The 16,148-nt window shown below is 44.6% G+C and carries 16 protein-coding genes; 11 read left to right on the top strand and 5 right to left on the bottom strand.

All coding sequences use genetic code 11. The features are described 5' to 3' along the window. Positions 1 to 8: 8 nt before the first annotated feature. The 9 genes from H9626_RS05810 to der all read left to right on the top strand — a co-directional run bounded on the left by H9626_RS05810 (position 9) and on the right by der (position 9,280). The gene (locus tag H9626_RS05810) at positions 9 to 239 is read left to right on the top strand and encodes a DUF2007-related protein (protein WP_178255646.1); all 231 of its coding nucleotides are present in this window, start codon (positions 9 to 11) and stop codon (positions 237 to 239) included. After that, positions 236 to 706: an amidohydrolase family protein gene (locus H9626_RS05805; protein ID WP_178255647.1), complete on the top strand. Its 471-nt coding sequence runs from the start codon at positions 236 to 238 to the stop codon at positions 704 to 706. The genes H9626_RS05810 and H9626_RS05805 overlap by 4 nt, the downstream gene beginning before the upstream one ends. Before the next feature lie 13 nt (positions 707 to 719). Continuing rightward, positions 720 to 1,688 carry a lytic transglycosylase domain-containing protein gene (locus tag H9626_RS05800; protein ID WP_191709888.1) on the top strand — a complete coding sequence of 323 codons (969 nt, stop codon included), beginning with the start codon at positions 720 to 722 and terminating at the stop codon, positions 1,686 to 1,688. Positions 1,689 to 1,767: 79 nt separating this feature from the next. After that, positions 1,768 to 4,878: a beta-galactosidase, LacZ type gene (lacZ, locus tag H9626_RS05795; protein ID WP_178255649.1), complete on the top strand. Its 3,111-nt coding sequence runs from the start codon at positions 1,768 to 1,770 to the stop codon at positions 4,876 to 4,878. Positions 4,879 to 5,139: 261 nt separating this feature from the next. Continuing rightward, positions 5,140 to 5,652: a YceD family protein gene (locus tag H9626_RS05790; RefSeq protein WP_191709887.1), complete on the top strand. Its 513-nt coding sequence runs from the start codon at positions 5,140 to 5,142 to the stop codon at positions 5,650 to 5,652. Between the two features lie 13 nt (positions 5,653 to 5,665). Then, positions 5,666 to 5,851, top strand: coding sequence for a 50S ribosomal protein L32 (rpmF, locus tag H9626_RS05785; RefSeq protein WP_178255651.1), 186 nt, complete (start codon positions 5,666 to 5,668; stop codon positions 5,849 to 5,851). 112 nt (positions 5,852 to 5,963) lie between these two features. Then, entirely contained in the window at positions 5,964 to 6,968 is a 1,005-nt protein-coding gene (locus tag H9626_RS05780) for a beta-ketoacyl-ACP synthase III (RefSeq protein WP_178255661.1), read from the top strand. Between the two features lie 82 nt (positions 6,969 to 7,050). Then, positions 7,051 to 7,932 (top strand): GTPase Era, encoded by an 882-nt coding sequence (era, locus tag H9626_RS05775; protein ID WP_178255652.1) that lies wholly within the window; start codon positions 7,051 to 7,053, stop codon positions 7,930 to 7,932. A gap of 34 nt (positions 7,933 to 7,966) precedes the next feature. After that, a complete protein-coding gene (gene der, locus H9626_RS05770) occupies positions 7,967 to 9,280 on the top strand; it encodes a ribosome biogenesis GTPase Der (protein ID WP_178255653.1) in 1,314 nt (437 codons plus the stop codon). 97 nt (positions 9,281 to 9,377) lie between these two features. Here the strand turns inward: der and H9626_RS05765 are convergent, their stop codons facing one another. Both H9626_RS05765 and H9626_RS05760 read right to left on the bottom strand, forming a co-directional pair. Continuing rightward, positions 9,378 to 10,145 carry an ABC transporter ATP-binding protein gene (locus H9626_RS05765; RefSeq protein WP_178255654.1) on the bottom strand — a complete coding sequence of 256 codons (768 nt, stop codon included), beginning with the start codon at positions 10,143 to 10,145 and terminating at the stop codon, positions 9,378 to 9,380. Continuing rightward, the gene (locus H9626_RS05760) at positions 10,142 to 10,885 is read right to left on the bottom strand and encodes an MlaE family ABC transporter permease (RefSeq protein WP_178255655.1); all 744 of its coding nucleotides are present in this window, start codon (positions 10,883 to 10,885) and stop codon (positions 10,142 to 10,144) included. Before H9626_RS05760 ends, H9626_RS05765 begins: the two co-directional genes overlap by 4 nt. Positions 10,886 to 11,038: 153 nt before the next feature. On the opposite strand from H9626_RS05760, the gene lptB reads away from it, so the two are divergent. Beyond that, positions 11,039 to 11,857, top strand: coding sequence for an LPS export ABC transporter ATP-binding protein (lptB, locus tag H9626_RS05755; RefSeq protein WP_191709886.1), 819 nt, complete (start codon positions 11,039 to 11,041; stop codon positions 11,855 to 11,857). A gap of 371 nt (positions 11,858 to 12,228) precedes the next feature. After that, a complete protein-coding gene (locus H9626_RS05750) occupies positions 12,229 to 12,483 on the top strand; it encodes a type B 50S ribosomal protein L31 (RefSeq protein ID WP_178255657.1) in 255 nt (84 codons plus the stop codon). Between the two features lie 82 nt (positions 12,484 to 12,565). On the opposite strand, the gene H9626_RS05745 is transcribed toward H9626_RS05750, so the two are convergent. From H9626_RS05745 to H9626_RS05735, 3 genes are all read right to left on the bottom strand, one after another. Continuing rightward, a complete protein-coding gene (locus H9626_RS05745) occupies positions 12,566 to 13,414 on the bottom strand; it encodes a glycoside hydrolase family 16 protein (protein WP_191709885.1) in 849 nt (282 codons plus the stop codon). Between the two features lie 131 nt (positions 13,415 to 13,545). Further along, positions 13,546 to 14,424, bottom strand: coding sequence for a discoidin domain-containing protein (locus H9626_RS05740; RefSeq protein WP_306666766.1), 879 nt, complete (start codon positions 14,422 to 14,424; stop codon positions 13,546 to 13,548). 39 nt (positions 14,425 to 14,463) lie between these two features. After that, complete coding sequence (locus H9626_RS05735) at positions 14,464 to 16,146, bottom strand: RagB/SusD family nutrient uptake outer membrane protein (protein ID WP_191709884.1); 1,683 nt, start codon at positions 16,144 to 16,146, stop codon at positions 14,464 to 14,466. Between the last annotated feature and the right edge of the window lie 2 nt (positions 16,147 to 16,148).

The following is a 16,148-nucleotide window of genomic DNA, read 5'->3' as shown; positions in this document are numbered from 1 at the left end:
TTACGATTATGAAAGAGGCTGCGTATGACACATTGGTAGAAGTTTTCAGAGGAGACCTCTGGGAAGCTGAATTGGTTAAAGGTTTGCTGGCATCGGCTGGTGTTGACGCGATGCTGAAAGATGAAACTCTGTCGGTAGTGACGTCACCCTATTCGGGCACGGCAGGAAATGTATTGGTAATGGTTAATAAAGAAGAAGAAGTATACGCTCGGAAAGTAGTGGCGGAAAGAAAAGCATGAGACATTTGATTTTGATTACGCTTGCCACCCTGATTGGGGGCATCGCTCCCGTCGGGGCACAAGAGTTGAAAACGACCCGGTGGGCATCGTATGACATTTCGTTTCTGGCTCCGGAGGACATCGAAGTAGAGGATGACTCGGAAGAAGGATACATCGTTTCTAACCCGAATTATTACATTACGGTACAACTGCTTGCCGGAGAAGGTATTAAGGTGTCCGAACTCCCGCAAGAACTGAAAAACATCGCGGCAGACGACGAGGTGACCGAACAGACGGACGTTACATCGTTTGAACTGCCGCAATTTTATGGCGCCAAACTAACCGGTAACTGTGAATCCGAACGGTGTGTGTACAGCTACCTGATGGCTAAAGACGCAAGTTGCGGCTTTTATGTATCCATCGTTTGCCCGAAAGCTCACGAACAGACTGCCGAATCGATATTACACAGCTTCAAAATGGAAGAATAACTCCTGAAACGACATGAATATAAAGAAATATATACGCACGCGAATCTTTTTTTTCATCTTACTTGTTGCGCCGTTTTTACAAGGCTTTACATACTGCCGCGCTGTGCCGCACGAAGAACCGGTGAAGCCGGAAACGTACAGTTGCGTGGAAGTGCCCGACAGTATTGATTTCTGCGGCATACCTATCGACCTCACGCGCTTCGACCGCCGCGAACGGATGGACAGGGAGCTGATGGCGTTTACCTACCTTCACAGCACGTCGTTACAAATCATCAAGCGTGCCAACCGCTACTTCCCCATCGTAGAACCTATCTTGCGGAAAAACGGTGTGCCCGATGATTTCAAATACCTGATGGCAATAGAAAGCAACGTCAACCCTACGGCACGCTCGTATGCCGGTGCAGCGGGGCTTTGGCAATTCATGCCCACTACCGCCAAAGAATTCGGGCTGGAAGTAAACAATCATGTAGACGAACGTTATCATGTAGAAAAATCGACGGAAGCTGCCTGCAAGTATCTGAAGCAGGCATACGCCCGCTTTGGCAACTGGGAAACGGTGGCAGCCTCGTATAACGCGGGACAAGGACGCATATCGCGCGAGCAAGACCGGCAGTATACCGACAATGCGCTCGATCTGTACTTGGTAGAAGAAACATCGCGCTACGTTTACCGCATACTGGCTGTGAAGATCATGCTGTCCGACCCGAAAAAGTTCGGTTTCCGCCTGAAGCGCAAAGACCTCTACCCTCCTATTCCTTATCATACGGTAAAAGTAACCTCGACCATCAGCGATTTGCCCCGGTTTGCCAAAAGTCAGGGTACAAGCTACGCGCTGTTACGAAATCTGAACCCGTGGTTGCGCTCACAGTCGCTTCCCAACCACAGCCACAAGGAATATATCATTTATCTTCCCGACACGGAAGGAATGTATTACAATCCGCTGATGACCCTGCCACATGACAAAAATTGGGTAGTTGATTGACCGATTTTTATACAGTGGCATATCAAGAAATTGTTTATTTTTGTGGGCGAAACATTTATACAAAACTTAAATTTTTATCATGAAAAAACAATTTCTATTAGGCATTTTAGGTGCATGTACCCTCGCTGCTAACGGGCAGACTTTCAAAGAATGGCAAGACCCGGAGGTAAATGCGGTAAACCGCGCCCCGATGCACGCCAACTTTTTCGCCTACGAAACTACGGAAGCCGCAACACAGGCTGTAAAAGAAAAATCAAGCAACTTCATGTCGCTGAACGGAACATGGAAGTTTTTCTGGGTGGAAAACGCTGACGCACGCCCTACTGACTTTTGGAAAACAGATTTCAACGACAAGGGTTGGGATAACCTGCAAGTGCCGGGAGTATGGGAACTGAATGGATACGGAGATCCCATTTATGTAAACACCGGATATGCGTGGAGAAACCAATATGAAAGTAATCCGCCTTACGTTCCGACGGAGAAAAACCATGTAGGCTCTTATCGCCGCGAAATCGTAGTTCCTGCCGACTGGAAAGGCAAAGACATTGTAGCGCATTTCGGAGCTGTAAGCTCGAACATGTATCTGTGGGTTAACGGAAGATATGTAGGTTACAGCGAAGACAGCAAGCTGGAAGCTGAATTCGACCTTACCTCTTACCTGAAACCGGGACAAAAGAACGTGATAGCATTTCAAGTATTCCGCTGGTGCGACGGTACTTACTTGGAAGACCAAGACTTTTTCCGCTATACCGGCGTGGCTCGCGACTGCTACCTTTATACACGCAACAAAAAACGCATTGATGATATCCGCGTTACTCCCGATCTGGACAGCGAATATAAAAACGGCTCACTTGCCATTGACCTCAGCCTGAAAGGTAGCGGAAACGTGACTCTCGAACTTCTTGATGCACAAAACCAAACGGTAGCCACTTCGGAAGTAAAAGGTTCGGGCAAAGTTTCGACTACCATCAACGTTGACAATCCGAACAAATGGACTGCCGAAACTCCTTACCTCTATACCCTGCGTGCCACACTGAAAAACGGCAGCACGATAAGCGAAGTCATCCCCATCAAAGTAGGATTCCGCAAAATAGAATTGAAAGACTCACAAGTATTGGTTAACGGCAAGCCCGTATTGTTCAAAGGTGCAAACCGCCACGAAATGGATCCCGACGGAGGATATTACGTTTCGCGCGAACGCATGATTCAAGATATTCAGGTAATGAAACAGTTTAACCTGAACGCCGTACGTACCTGCCATTATCCGGACGATAATTTCTGGTATGACCTGTGCGACCAATACGGATTATATATGGTTGCCGAAGCCAACATCGAATCGCACGGAATGGGATACGGCGATAAAACGCTGGCAAAAAACGCATCATACAAAAAAGCCCACATGGAACGTAACCAGCGTAACGTACAGCGCAGCTTCAACCACCCCAGCATCATTTTCTGGTCGTTAGGAAACGAAGCCGGATACGGACCTAACTTTGAAGCGGCTTACGACTGGATTAAGGCGGAAGACCCAAGCCGCCCGGTTCAATACGAACAGGCCGGACAAACAGGAAAGACGGATATCTTCTGCCCGATGTATTACGATTACAACAACTGTATAAAATACTGCGAAGACAACAGCAAACAGAAACCGCTTATCCAGTGTGAATATGCACATGCAATGGGTAACTCGGAAGGCGGATTTAAAGAATACTGGGACTTGGTGCGCAAATATCCGAAATATCAAGGCGGATTTATCTGGGACTTTGTAGACCAGTCATGCCGCTGGACAGGCAAGAACGGAAAAATGATTTACGCCTACGGTGGCGATTTCAACCGCTTCGATGCCAGCGACTTCAACTTCTGCGACAACGGCTTAATCAGCCCCGACCGCAAACCTAACCCACACATGTATGAAGTAGGTTACTATTACCAAAACATCTGGACTACTGCCGGCGATTTGAGCAAGGGCGAAATAAAAGTGTATAACGAATATTTCTTCCGCGACCTTTCGGCATATACTTTGGAATGGGAAGTGCTGAAAGACGGCAAAGTGATGCGTAGCGGACAGGTAGAAAAACTGAATGTCGCACCGAGACAAACCGCAACCCTGAAGCTTGATTTAGGAAAGACCTGCAACTGCGGCGAATGGCTGCTCAACGTGAAGTATGTTCAGAAGAATCGCGAAGGCTTGATTCCTGCCGGACATGTTGTAGCAAAAGCACAGCTTACGATGAACCCATACAAGGCTCCGAAACTTGAACTGAATAACGTTACCGAAAGTAATCTTGCCGTTATTGCTCCTCAGACAGACGACTCAAATTACAACTGTCTGGAAGTGAACGGTGAAAACTTCAACATCCAGTTCAGCAAAGCTACGGGCTATATCGACCGCTACACCGTAGACGGTACGGAAATGATAAAAGAAGGAGCAGCGCTTACACCGAACTTCTGGCGCGCACCGACCGACAATGACTTTGGAGCCGGCTTACAGCAAAGATACGTAGCTTGGAAGAATCCGGGAATCAAACTGGTTTCACTGAAGAGCGAATCGGTAAACAACCAGATTGTGGTTTCTGCTGAATATGACATGAAGAACGTATCTGCCAAACTTTACCTCACTTACACCATCAATAACAAAGGAGCTGTAAAGGTTAACCAAAAAATGGTAGCAGACAAAGGAGCTAAAGTAGCCAACCTGTTCCGCTTTGGTATGCAACTGGTTATGCCGAAATCATTTGAGCAGATTTCTTATTACGGACGCGGACCGATAGAAAACTATGCCGACCGCAAGGCATGGACAGACCTCGGTATCTACAACCAAAAAGTAAGTGACCAATTCTATGCCTACATCCGCCCGCAAGAAAACGGAACGAAATCAGACATCCGCTGGTGGAAACAATTAAATGACGAAGGTTGCGGCTTGCAATTCATCGCCGAAGCCCCGTTCTCGGCTTCAGCCCTTCACTATACAATCGAATCGCTTGATTCAGGCTGGGAAAAACGTCAAGAACACTCCAACGAAGTAGAAGAAGCCGACCTGACAAACGTTTTGATTGATAAAGCACAGATGGGCTTAGGATGTGTAAACAGTTGGGGAGCTTTACCGCTGAATGAATACATGTTGCCTTATGGAGACTATGAATTTACATTCATCATGACTCCTGTTAAACACAGCATCGCCATCGAATAATTCTAACCAAAAACAGAATAAGAGCGACACGACGAAAAGCAACTGCCGGAGGAACTTATACTTCGGACAGTTGCTTTTCTGCTTAAAAATCAGTCTCGATAAGACGAAATCCGACATGCTATTCTGTTGAGTTATGTTATTTTTTAGGAAATAAAAGTAGAAATACTGGATTAAATAAATAATTCTTCGTATCTTTGTCGCCCAGTTTTATGGCATTACAAAGTGGGAGAACTCAATATATATAATATCGAATTAAAGAACATGCGTGAAGACTCATGCCAGCATGAGTATGCGCTGACCAATCAATTCTTTACCGACATTGATGCCCCGGAGATACAGAAAGGCAATTTAAAGGTATCACTTTCCGTAAAGAAAAGCATGGGCATTTATATATTGAATTTCCACATTGAGGGCAATGTGGTGGTTTCATGCGACCGCTGTCTGGATGATTTAACGCTGCCGGTCAACACCGACGAAACGTTGAAAGTAAAACTTGGCAGTGAGTATGCAGACGATGACGAGATTGTTATCGTTCCCGAAGAGGAGGGTTACATCAACATAGCATGGTTTATTTATGAGTTTGTAGCGCTCAGCCTGCCGATGAAACACGTACATGCCCCCGGAGAATGTAACCAAGCAATGGCGGAAGCCTTGAGCAGACACTTGGCTACCAACGTTACCGAAGAAGAGGATTATCCTGCCGACGAAGAAGAAGAATGCGGCGAGATAGACCCACGTTGGAACGAACTGAAGAAAATATTAGATAACAATTAAATAAATTAGAAAAATGGCACATCCTAAAAGAAGACAGTCAAAAACGAGAACTGCAAAGAGAAGAACTCATGACAAAGCAGTTGCTCCTACTTTAGCTATCTGCCCGAACTGCGGCGAATGGCACGTTTACCACACTGTATGTGGAGCTTGCGGTTATTATAGAGGAAAAGTTGCGATTGTAAAAGAAGCAGCCCTCTAAATAAAAAGCACTTCATTGGACACTTTAACGTGTTGGTGAAAGAATAAAGCCGGAGAGCCTTTCGGCTCTGTCGGCTTCTTTTTTTTCAATACACTATCAAACATTAGAAATGATGGAAAAAATCAATGCTGTAATTACAGGAATCGGCGGATATGTACCCGACTATGTTTTGACAAACGAAGAATTATCAAGAATGGTCGATACCAACGATGAGTGGATTATGACACGCATCGGAGTAAAAGAAAGACGTATCCTCAACGAAGAAGGACTGGGTACTTCTTACATGGCGCGTAAAGCTGCCAAACAACTCATGCAACGAACAAATTCGGACCCAGATTCTATCGACTGCGTAATTGTTGCGACCACTACTCCTGACTATCATTTCCCTTCCACAGCTTCTATCTTATGCGACAAGCTGGGATTGAAAAATGCTTATGCATTCGATTTGCAGGCAGCATGTAGCGGATTCTTATATGCTATGGAAACTGCCGCTTGCATGATCCAATCCGGAAGAAGCAAAAAAGTTATTATCGTAGGCGCAGATAAAATGTCGTCTATGGTCAACTACTCTGACCGTGCTACTTGTCCGATTTTCGGCGACGGAGCTGCTGCCTGCATGGTAGAAGCCACCACTGAAGATTACGGTATCATGGATTCTATTCTGCGCACAGACGGTAAAGGACTTCCTTTCCTTCACATGGCAGCCGGCGGCTCGGTTTGTCCTCCTTCTTATTTCACAATAGCCAATAAGATGCACTATCTGCACCAAGAAGGTAGAACGGTGTTCAAATATGCCGTATCAAACATGTCGGACGTAACAGCAGCTATTGCAGAAAGAAACGGGCTGAATAAAGATAATATCGACTGGATTGTTCCTCATCAGGCGAACTTGCGTATCATTGACGCAGTAGCTTCTCGCCTTGAAGTTCCATTAGATAAAGTAATGATTAACATACAGCGTTACGGTAATACCAGCGCCGGAACACTTCCGCTTTGTTTGTGGGACTATGAAAGCCAGTTGAAAAAAGGAGACAACATCATTTTCACCGCATTCGGCGCCGGATTTACTTGGGGAGCCACTTACGTGAAATGGGGTTATGACGGTACTAAAAAATAAAAAAGGAAATAACCAACGCACATAAAAAACGCATCCCAACCCGATGCGTTTTTTTGTCGGCAAACAAAAATAAACAAAGATTATGCACAAAGCCGGGTTTGTAAATATCGTAGGCAATCCGAATGTCGGTAAGTCTACCCTGATGAATTTGCTCGTAGGAGAGCGAATTTCCATTGCAACGTTCAAGGCACAAACTACCCGTCACCGTATCATGGGAATACTCAATACTGACGATATGCAGATCGTCTTTTCCGATACGCCGGGAGTATTGAAGCCTAACTACAAGCTCCAAGAGTCTATGTTGAATTTTTCGGAATCGGCGTTGACAGATGCCGATGTGTTACTGTATGTGACCGATACAATCGAAAAGCCAGACAAGAACTCTGAGTTTATGGAGAAAGTGCTTAAACTGGACATCCCCGTTTTGTTGTTAATCAACAAAATCGACCTGACGAATCAAGAAAATCTGATAAAGCTGGTCGATGAATGGCACGAAATGTTGCCAAAAGCTGAAATCATCCCGATTTCGGCAAAAGCAAAATTCAACGTCGATGCAGTAATGAAACGCATCAAAAGCCTGCTTCCCGACTCACCTCCTTACTTCGGAAAAGACCAATGGACGGACAAGCCGGCGCGTTTCTTTGTCACTGAAATCATCCGCGAAAAGATTTTGCTGTATTACGACAAAGAAATTCCTTACTCTGTAGAAGTTGTCGTAGAGAAATTCAAAGAAGAAGCCAAAAGTATCCATATCAATGCCGTTATCTACGTTGAACGCGAATCGCAAAAAGGAATCATCATCGGACATCAAGGAAAGGCGCTGAAAAAGGTTTCTACCGAAGCACGCAAAACACTGGAACATTTCTTCCAGAAATCGATTTACCTTGAAACGTTCGTCAAAGTGGATAAAGACTGGCGAAACTCTGATAAGGAATTAAAAAACTTTGGCTATCAATTAGATTAATACCGGCTGCGAAGCCGCACAAAGTATAGAAAATATGGGAAATTTAGTAGCTATTGTAGGACGCCCCAATGTGGGAAAGTCGACACTGTTTAACCGTCTGACGCAAAGCCGTCAGGCTATCGTAAACGAACAGGCCGGTACAACCCGCGACCGTCAATACGGTAAATGTGAATGGTTAGGTAAAGAGTTTTCAGTAGTAGACACCGGAGGATGGGTGGTAAACTCTGACGACGTATTCGAAGAAGAAATCTGCAAGCAGGTAATGTTGGCTATAGATGAAGCCGATGTTATTTTATTTGTGGTAGACATCGTTAATGGAATTACAGACCTCGACTTGGAGGTGGCGAACATCTTACGCCGCTCTAAAACTCCAATCATTGTGGTTGCCAACAAGACCGACAACAACGACTTACAATATAATGCAGCAGAATTTTATTCGCTGGGATTAGGAGACCCTTTTTGCATCTCTGCCTTGAGCGGAAGCGGAACGGGCGATTTACTCGACCTGATTTTAAGCAAATTCCGCAAAGAGACCGGCGAAATATTGGAGGATGACATTCCCCGCTTTGCTGTTGTAGGACGTCCTAATGCAGGAAAATCGTCTATCATCAATGCTTTCATCGGCGAAGACCGTAATATCGTAACCGAAATTGCGGGAACCACACGCGATTCGATTTACACACGTTATGACAAATTCGGGTTCAACTTTTACTTGGTAGATACTGCCGGTATCCGCAAGAAGAATAAAGTAACCGAAGATTTGGAGTATTATTCGGTGGTACGCTCTATCCGTTCTATCGAAAACTCTGACGTGTGTATCCTGATGCTGGATGCCACACGGGGCATAGAGAGCCAAGACTTGAATATATTCTCACTGGTATTGCGCAATCAGAAAGGGCTTGTGGTAGTTATCAACAAATGGGACTTGGTGGAAGAAAAGTCTAACAAGACCATGAAGACTTATGAAGACGCTGTGCGCAAGCGCCTCGCTCCGTTTACCGACTTCCCGATAATATTTGCTTCGGCACTCACCAAGCAACGTATCTTTAAGGTATTAGAGTCTGCGCAGGAAGTGTATAAAGCACGCAATACCCGCATCCCGACAGCCCGACTGAACGAGGAGCTGCTCCCGCTGATAGAGGCATATCCGCCTCCTTCAAACAAAGGGAAGTATATCAAAATCAAATACATTACCCAGCTTCCCAATACGCGGGTTCCATCGTTTGTATTCTTTGCCAACCTTCCGCAGTACGTGAAAGAACCGTACCGCCGATTCTTGGAAAACAAAATACGCGAACGCTGGAAACTGTCGGGAACTCCGATCAATATCTTCATCCGACAGAAGTAAGATTTTTATCCTTCTATAACAAAAGAAAGGCGGCAAAGCAAGAGATTTTCATCTCATTGTTTTGCCGCCTTTCCTTTGAGCCTCAAAGCCGTATAATTTATTTCTTCTCTTTGTTCTCCTCCGTCTTTACTTTCCGCAACAGGTCGGAAGCAAAAATAAAGTTGTTCAAGCGCTCGTTAGTGGCGGTAAACACATCATCTTTAGTACCTTCCCACTCTTTATGTCCCTGATAGATGTAGAGAATACTTTCGCCGATACCCATCACCGAGTTCATATCGTGGGTATTGATGATGGTGGTCATGTTATATTCCGTGGTAATACCATGTATCAGTTCGTCGATAACCAACGACGTTTTAGGGTCGAGCCCCGAATTGGGTTCGTCGCAGAAAAGATACTGAGGCTGCAACACGATGGCACGGGCAATCGCCACACGCTTCTGCATACCGCCGCTTATCTCACCCGGATATTTGTTTTGCGCATCAATCAGGTTCACACGGTCAAGGCAGAACTGTGCACGCTTCACACGCTCGCGGTAGGTAGCGTTCGAAAACATATCGAGCGGAAACATCACGTTCTCTAACACAGACAGAGAGTCGAACAGCGCGGCGCTTTGGAATATCATCCCCATTTCGCGCCTCAACGATTGTTTTTCCTTCTTATCCATGTGGATAAAGTCCCTGCCGTCGTAAAGCACTTCGCCCTGTTCCGGGGTAAGCAGCCCCACGATACACTTCATCAGCACGGTTTTTCCCGAACCGCTCTGACCGATAATCAGATTGGTTTTCCCGTTTTCAAAAGAAAAATTTATATTGTCGAGGACGGTACGCCCCTCGAACGACTTGCTTACAGATTTCAGTTCTATCATCCCATTAACAGTTGAGTAAGTATTAAATCGGAAAACAATATCAGCACGCTGCTCGACACTACCGAGTCGGTACTTGCCTTACCCACGGCGATAGAGCCTCCTTCTACCGTATAGCCGAAATACGCCGAAACGCTGGCTATGATAAATGCAAAAAACAGTGATTTGATGAAACTGCACCAAATGTACCATTCTACAAACATGTACTGCAAACCGTATTCCAAATCGGTCGCATTCATGATGCCGCCGAACCATGCCGTACAAAACGCACCGAAAATACCCGCAAAAATACTGAATACCACCAAGAAGGGAATCATTGTCATCAGTCCGAGTATCTTGGGCAGAATCAGGTAAGAAGCCGAATTGATTCCCATGATTTCAAGCGCGTCTATCTGCTGGGTTACGCGCATTGTTCCGATTTCGGAAGCGATGTTCGACCCCACTTTTCCCGCCAGAATCAAACACATGATGGAAGACGAGAACTCCAACAACAAAATTTCACGTGTGGTATACCCTACTACAAAACGGGGCATCCACGGGCTTTCGATATTCAATTTTATCTGGATACAGATAACTGCACCGATAAAAAACGAAATCAACAACACGATACCGATGGAGTTGATGCCCAGTTGCGCCATTTCGCTGACATATTGCTTGAAATACATCCGGACACGTTCGGGACGGGAAAACACCCTCCCCATCAATATCAGATACTTTCCTAAAGTGGTGATTGGCTTAACCATATTGTTTTCACAAAATTATTTGGTACAAAAGTAAGGCTTTTTAGCTATATTATTATAAAAATGAAGCGAAATTCGCCCGAACTACCACATAACCCAAGATTTTTACTACTTTTGCGACATCAAACGAAGAATATTCTCTCACTTTTTTAGGCCATGGCAGAAGATAACCAACCAACCACACAGCAAGAGGAATTCCAGCTTCCCGAAGACGGGCGCATGGTGTTACGTACCGAGAATCTGGTAAAGAAGTACGGGAAGCGTACCGTAGTAAGCCACGTTTCCATCAACGTAAAACAGGGGGAAATAGTGGGATTGCTGGGTCCTAACGGAGCCGGCAAGACGACTTCTTTTTATATGACAACCGGATTGATTGTCCCCAACGAAGGTCACATTTACCTTAACAACCAAGATATTACATCGTATCCCGTGTATAAGCGCGCGCAAAACGGAATAGGATATTTGGCACAGGAAGCCTCGGTTTTCCGCAAAATGAGCGTAGAAGACAATATCGCTTCGGTACTGGAACTGACCGACAAGCCCGTGGAATACCAAAAAGAGAAGTTGGAAAGTCTGCTCAATGAGTTCCGCCTGCAAAAAGTCCGCAAAAACTTAGGCGACCAGCTTTCGGGTGGTGAACGCCGGCGTACGGAAATCGCCCGCTGCCTTGCCATCGACCCGAAGTTTATCATGCTCGACGAGCCGTTTGCCGGAGTCGACCCGATTGCCGTAGAGGATATCCAGCACATCGTATGGCGACTGAAGGACAAAAACATCGGTATTCTGATTACTGACCATAACGTACAGGAAACGCTGAGCATCACCGACCGCGCCTACCTGCTGTTCGAGGGAAAGATTCTGTTTCAGGGAACCCCGGAAGAACTGGCTGAAAACAAAATCGTGCGTGAAAAATACCTCAGCAACAGTTTCGTACTTCGCCGTAAAGATTTCCAGCTGAAAGACAACCGGGAATAACCGGCTGTGGAAGCCGTTATCCGGATTGGTCAGAGGCATGAAAAACGCTACCCATAGAACCGGTGAACGCTATGGGTAGAAATGGTTAACGCATCCGCATGAAATGGATAACACTAACGGTAGCGTTTTCAGGGGGGGGACAACAGGGATAACTCTTGCCCATACATTCGGCGGGCAGGAAAGTTTCAATAAGTCCAGCGGCTTCCCCCATAAGATGGGCACATAAAAAATAAAAAATATTTTTAAGCGGTAAAAGTTTTTCTAATTCAAGCAAAAGCTGTATCTTTGCAACCCGAAACAGACCATTACACACTTTACAGAAAAAGTGTTACCGTATATAGCAAATAATAACAATAAAAGTATATACTGAAATGAAAAAAGGCATTCATCCTGAAAACTACCGCCCGGTAGTATTTAAAGACATGTCAAACGGCGACATGTTCCTGTCTCGTTCTACTTGTGCCACTAAAGACACAATCGAGTTCGAAGGCGAAACTTATCCGTTGGTTAAGTTGGAAATTTCAAGCAGCTCACACCCGTTCTACACAGGTAAGTCTAAACTGGTAGACACCGCAGGACGTGTTGATAAGTTCATGAGCCGCTACGGTAACCGCATGAAAAAATAAAAATCGGTTTTTAGCCATACAAAAAGAGGATAAACCTGTTGAAAGGTCTATCCTCTTTTTGTTTATGTTGCGTCCTCTCCCGCTATTTCTGATAAACTCTCACGTAATCTATTTCGTAACGCATAGGGTAAGCGTTCTCCGACACAGGTCCGCCGTTGATACCTCCCACAGCCAAGTTCAGCAACAAATATTGAGGCTGCATAAACGGATTTTTCCCTTCCCCTATCGTACCGTTATAAGTATCTTTCAGCAAAATTTCGTTCAGCAGCTCATCATCCAAATAAATCCGGATGGCTTCTTCGTCCCAGTCCATACGCCAAATATGAAACTCCGAAGCCCAATCAGGGTTCTGCGACAAGAAATGGCTGAAAGGAATGGCTTTGCTATTCCATTTTGCCACCCATTTTTGGTCTGTTCCCCATGCAGCATTGGCTAAAATATGAGGTACACCCTGTTTCCGATAAAATTCCATAATGTCGATTTCTCCGTTAGAGGGCCATTCCATCGAAGTGCCCAACATCCAAATAGCAGGCCACGCACCCTTACCTACGGGAATGCGTGCACGGACAACCACCCTTCCATACAGAAATTCCTTCTTTCCGGCAGTTGTCACCGATGAAGAAGTACATTCTACAAACTCCCTCGAAGTGCGCCAATCGCCTCCTTCTCCAGCCTGATATAACGGATTTTCCCGCCTCTCTTTCCGTGCTTCGATTATCAGCAACCCATCCTTACAAAAGGCATTATCGGGCTGATACCACTGTAATTCTTCGTTACGCGCATATCCGTTTTCATAGTTCCACACCGTAGAGTCCAGCCTCCCATCGACCTCGAACTCATCGCTCCACACCAACTTGTAATTTTCTTGGGATTGGGCCGACGCAAAAAGTGCGGCAAACGCCAAGCAATAAAGTAATTGCAAATGTTTCATATTCTCAGTTTTGTCCAAAAGTATAAAAATGTAGCAGGTTTTCCAAAAACAAAAGAAGGGAACTTTTCAATCCCCTCCTTCTGCTCACATCGAAAATGAATTAACAAACTCATATCACAAGCACGTCCAACTTATTCCAACGGTACTGTTTCGGGGTCGTACACTTCCAAATCCGACATCGTAAGCTCTGCCATATTGAAGTAACTGGTATTACCCGAAGTAGCGATTACGTTAAAACGGAAATAAGTAAACGTTTTGCCCGGCATGATATAATCCGATGTATATTCACTACCAGCACTTGTGGGGAGACCGGTCAATGTAGTAATAGTTTCCCACTTCTCTCCATCATTACTGATTTGCAGTTCGACTTCCGTAGGACGTCCGTCCGTAGTCCATGTATTATCACTTCGGTTTACATAACTCACTACAAAATCTCCATGAGGTTCGGCAAAATCAATCTGCACATAATGCGGCAGCGGAATCAAAGGCTCATTCCAACGAGTGTGGAAAAAGCTCCCCTTATTCCCATCTACAAGATTCGCAATCGGTCCCTCAGTAGGTTCTTGCGCGTTCGTACTCAACATATCGACCGTAACATTACATTTCCTTAAAGTATAGGTAGCAGGAGCAGCTCCCGAAACAGCCTTAATCGATTTGATCTCTCCTCCTTCATCATGAATATTAAAAGTCTGATAAAAAATTTCATATTCCCCAAAACGGGCACGGGTATCGTCTATAAGCATTTCAGTTGTTCCCGGCGAAACAATCTTATAAATCGTTTCTTTTTGTAATGGATCTTCATACCATATTTTTATATAAGCATATTCTGCCACTTCAGGAACAGTCCAATTTAATTGGATTTGTCCGGGCAAAGCTTCTGAAGTCATTCCCTCAACTGGCGCAGGAATTCCTTCATACCCCTGCATCTCAAAGGATTCTAATTTATCATCACAGCTAACTCCCATCCACACAGCAGCCAGCATCGGTATTATATATTTCAGTTTCATCATACAATTACTATTTTGATGTTCAACATAAAAGTTATCTCATCACCATCCCGGATTTTGAGTCAAATTCGGATTCTTACGCATTTCGCTGTCCGGAATCGGGAACAAATACATTTTATCATTCCAGTAACGAGACTTAGTAACGCGCTTATATGTATAGTTATCACCATTTTTTGTAATCTGCATTTCTATAATGTTCTTCTGCGAATCTCCATCTTTCCATCTTCTGACATCCCAAAAGCGATGACCTTCAAATGCCAACTCTACCATACGTTCCCGACGATATTTCTGAATAAATTCATCGGCAGACATTCCCGATGGGAAATCTGGCATCTTCACATCCTCACGATTGCGTACTTTATTCACAGCTTCTACCGGAGACATTGTAAAAACAGCATCAGTAGCATCGGCTGATCCCAAATAATTAAATACAGCTTCTGCATAATTAAGATAAAATTCTCCTAATCGGAAAGTAACCCAACTGTGACGCTTTCCGCCGCTTCCTGTTGACGAACTGATATCTGTGGTACTATCCAAATATTTTTTCAGATAATATCCCGTAGGAGTAGCTCCTGCTATAGGAAGAGCATTTCGTCCGCCTGTATATGTTTCCAACGGATTAGGATTAGTATCCGGCCATTTATCACCATTAACAGCAATTGTCATTCCCAATCGAGGATCGCGTCCACTATACGGATTGTTAGCATCATAACCGCTGCCTTCTTCATTCCAAGCCTTTCCTGTTGCCTGCATTTCATAAGCATCTACTAACGTTTGAGACGGACAGTTGCCTGAATTTCCATTCTCCATTCCAACAGGGAAATTTGTCGTTTCCGGCGAATTAGTATCACCGATACGGCGTACAAATATCATTTCTTTGGCTTTATAATTCTCTGTACCCCATATTTCAGAGTATTTACCTAATTGTATATTATTTGCATCACAAAAATCAAGAACATCCTTACTTGCTTGTGCTGCACGTTGCCACAATGTTGGATCATTGTCTTCGTTAAACAAAGGACTCGCCCAATACAATAAAGTGCGGGCTTTCAAAGCCAAAACTGCTTGCTTGGTGATACGTCCGGTTTCAGGACTTGTTCCATTGGCCGCATCATTCTCCAACTTGGTATAATCCACCGGAAGTTCATCAGCAATATCGTCACATTCTTTTACTATAAAATCGAATACCTCTGCCACAGGAGTACGAGAGACCTGATTAGCTTCTTCTTCCGTCAAGACTTTCGTTATAAGAGGTACATCTCCGTATGCCCGAGCCAAATTAAAGTAGAAATAGGCACGTAAAAATCGGACCTCATACTGATAACGATTGAAACGTTTCATTTCGGCTTCATAATTCTTGTCAAAGCGCAATTCTGAAAAATCTGCGTTAACCGATTCTTCCAAGAAAAAATTAGCTTTACGAATTCCCTCAAAACTCCAACGGCTGTAAGCGTTAGTCGAACTCCAGCGTCCGTCTGTATACCCAAGTACTGTAGACCAACTCCAAGCATATTCAGACTCATCACAAGCAGAACATAACGAGCCGTCTGCTGGAAGATCGGAATCCAAGTAGCTGTAAATATTAGTCACTACCGCTCCGGTTCGTCCGAAATCAGTAAATACATAGCTTTTGTCGTACGTTGTATATTCACGATAATCCAAATCTGCGCATGAAGCCATGAACGACATACAAGCTAATCCGAATAATATGTTTTTCAACTTCATAA

This window comes from Phocaeicola faecium (genome assembly GCF_014837055.1).
Taxonomy (GTDB): Bacteria; Bacteroidota; Bacteroidia; order Bacteroidales; family Bacteroidaceae; genus Phocaeicola; species Phocaeicola gallinarum.
The sequence above is the reverse complement of the archived record's forward strand: the minus strand, read 5'-3'. Positions and strand labels throughout refer to the sequence as shown.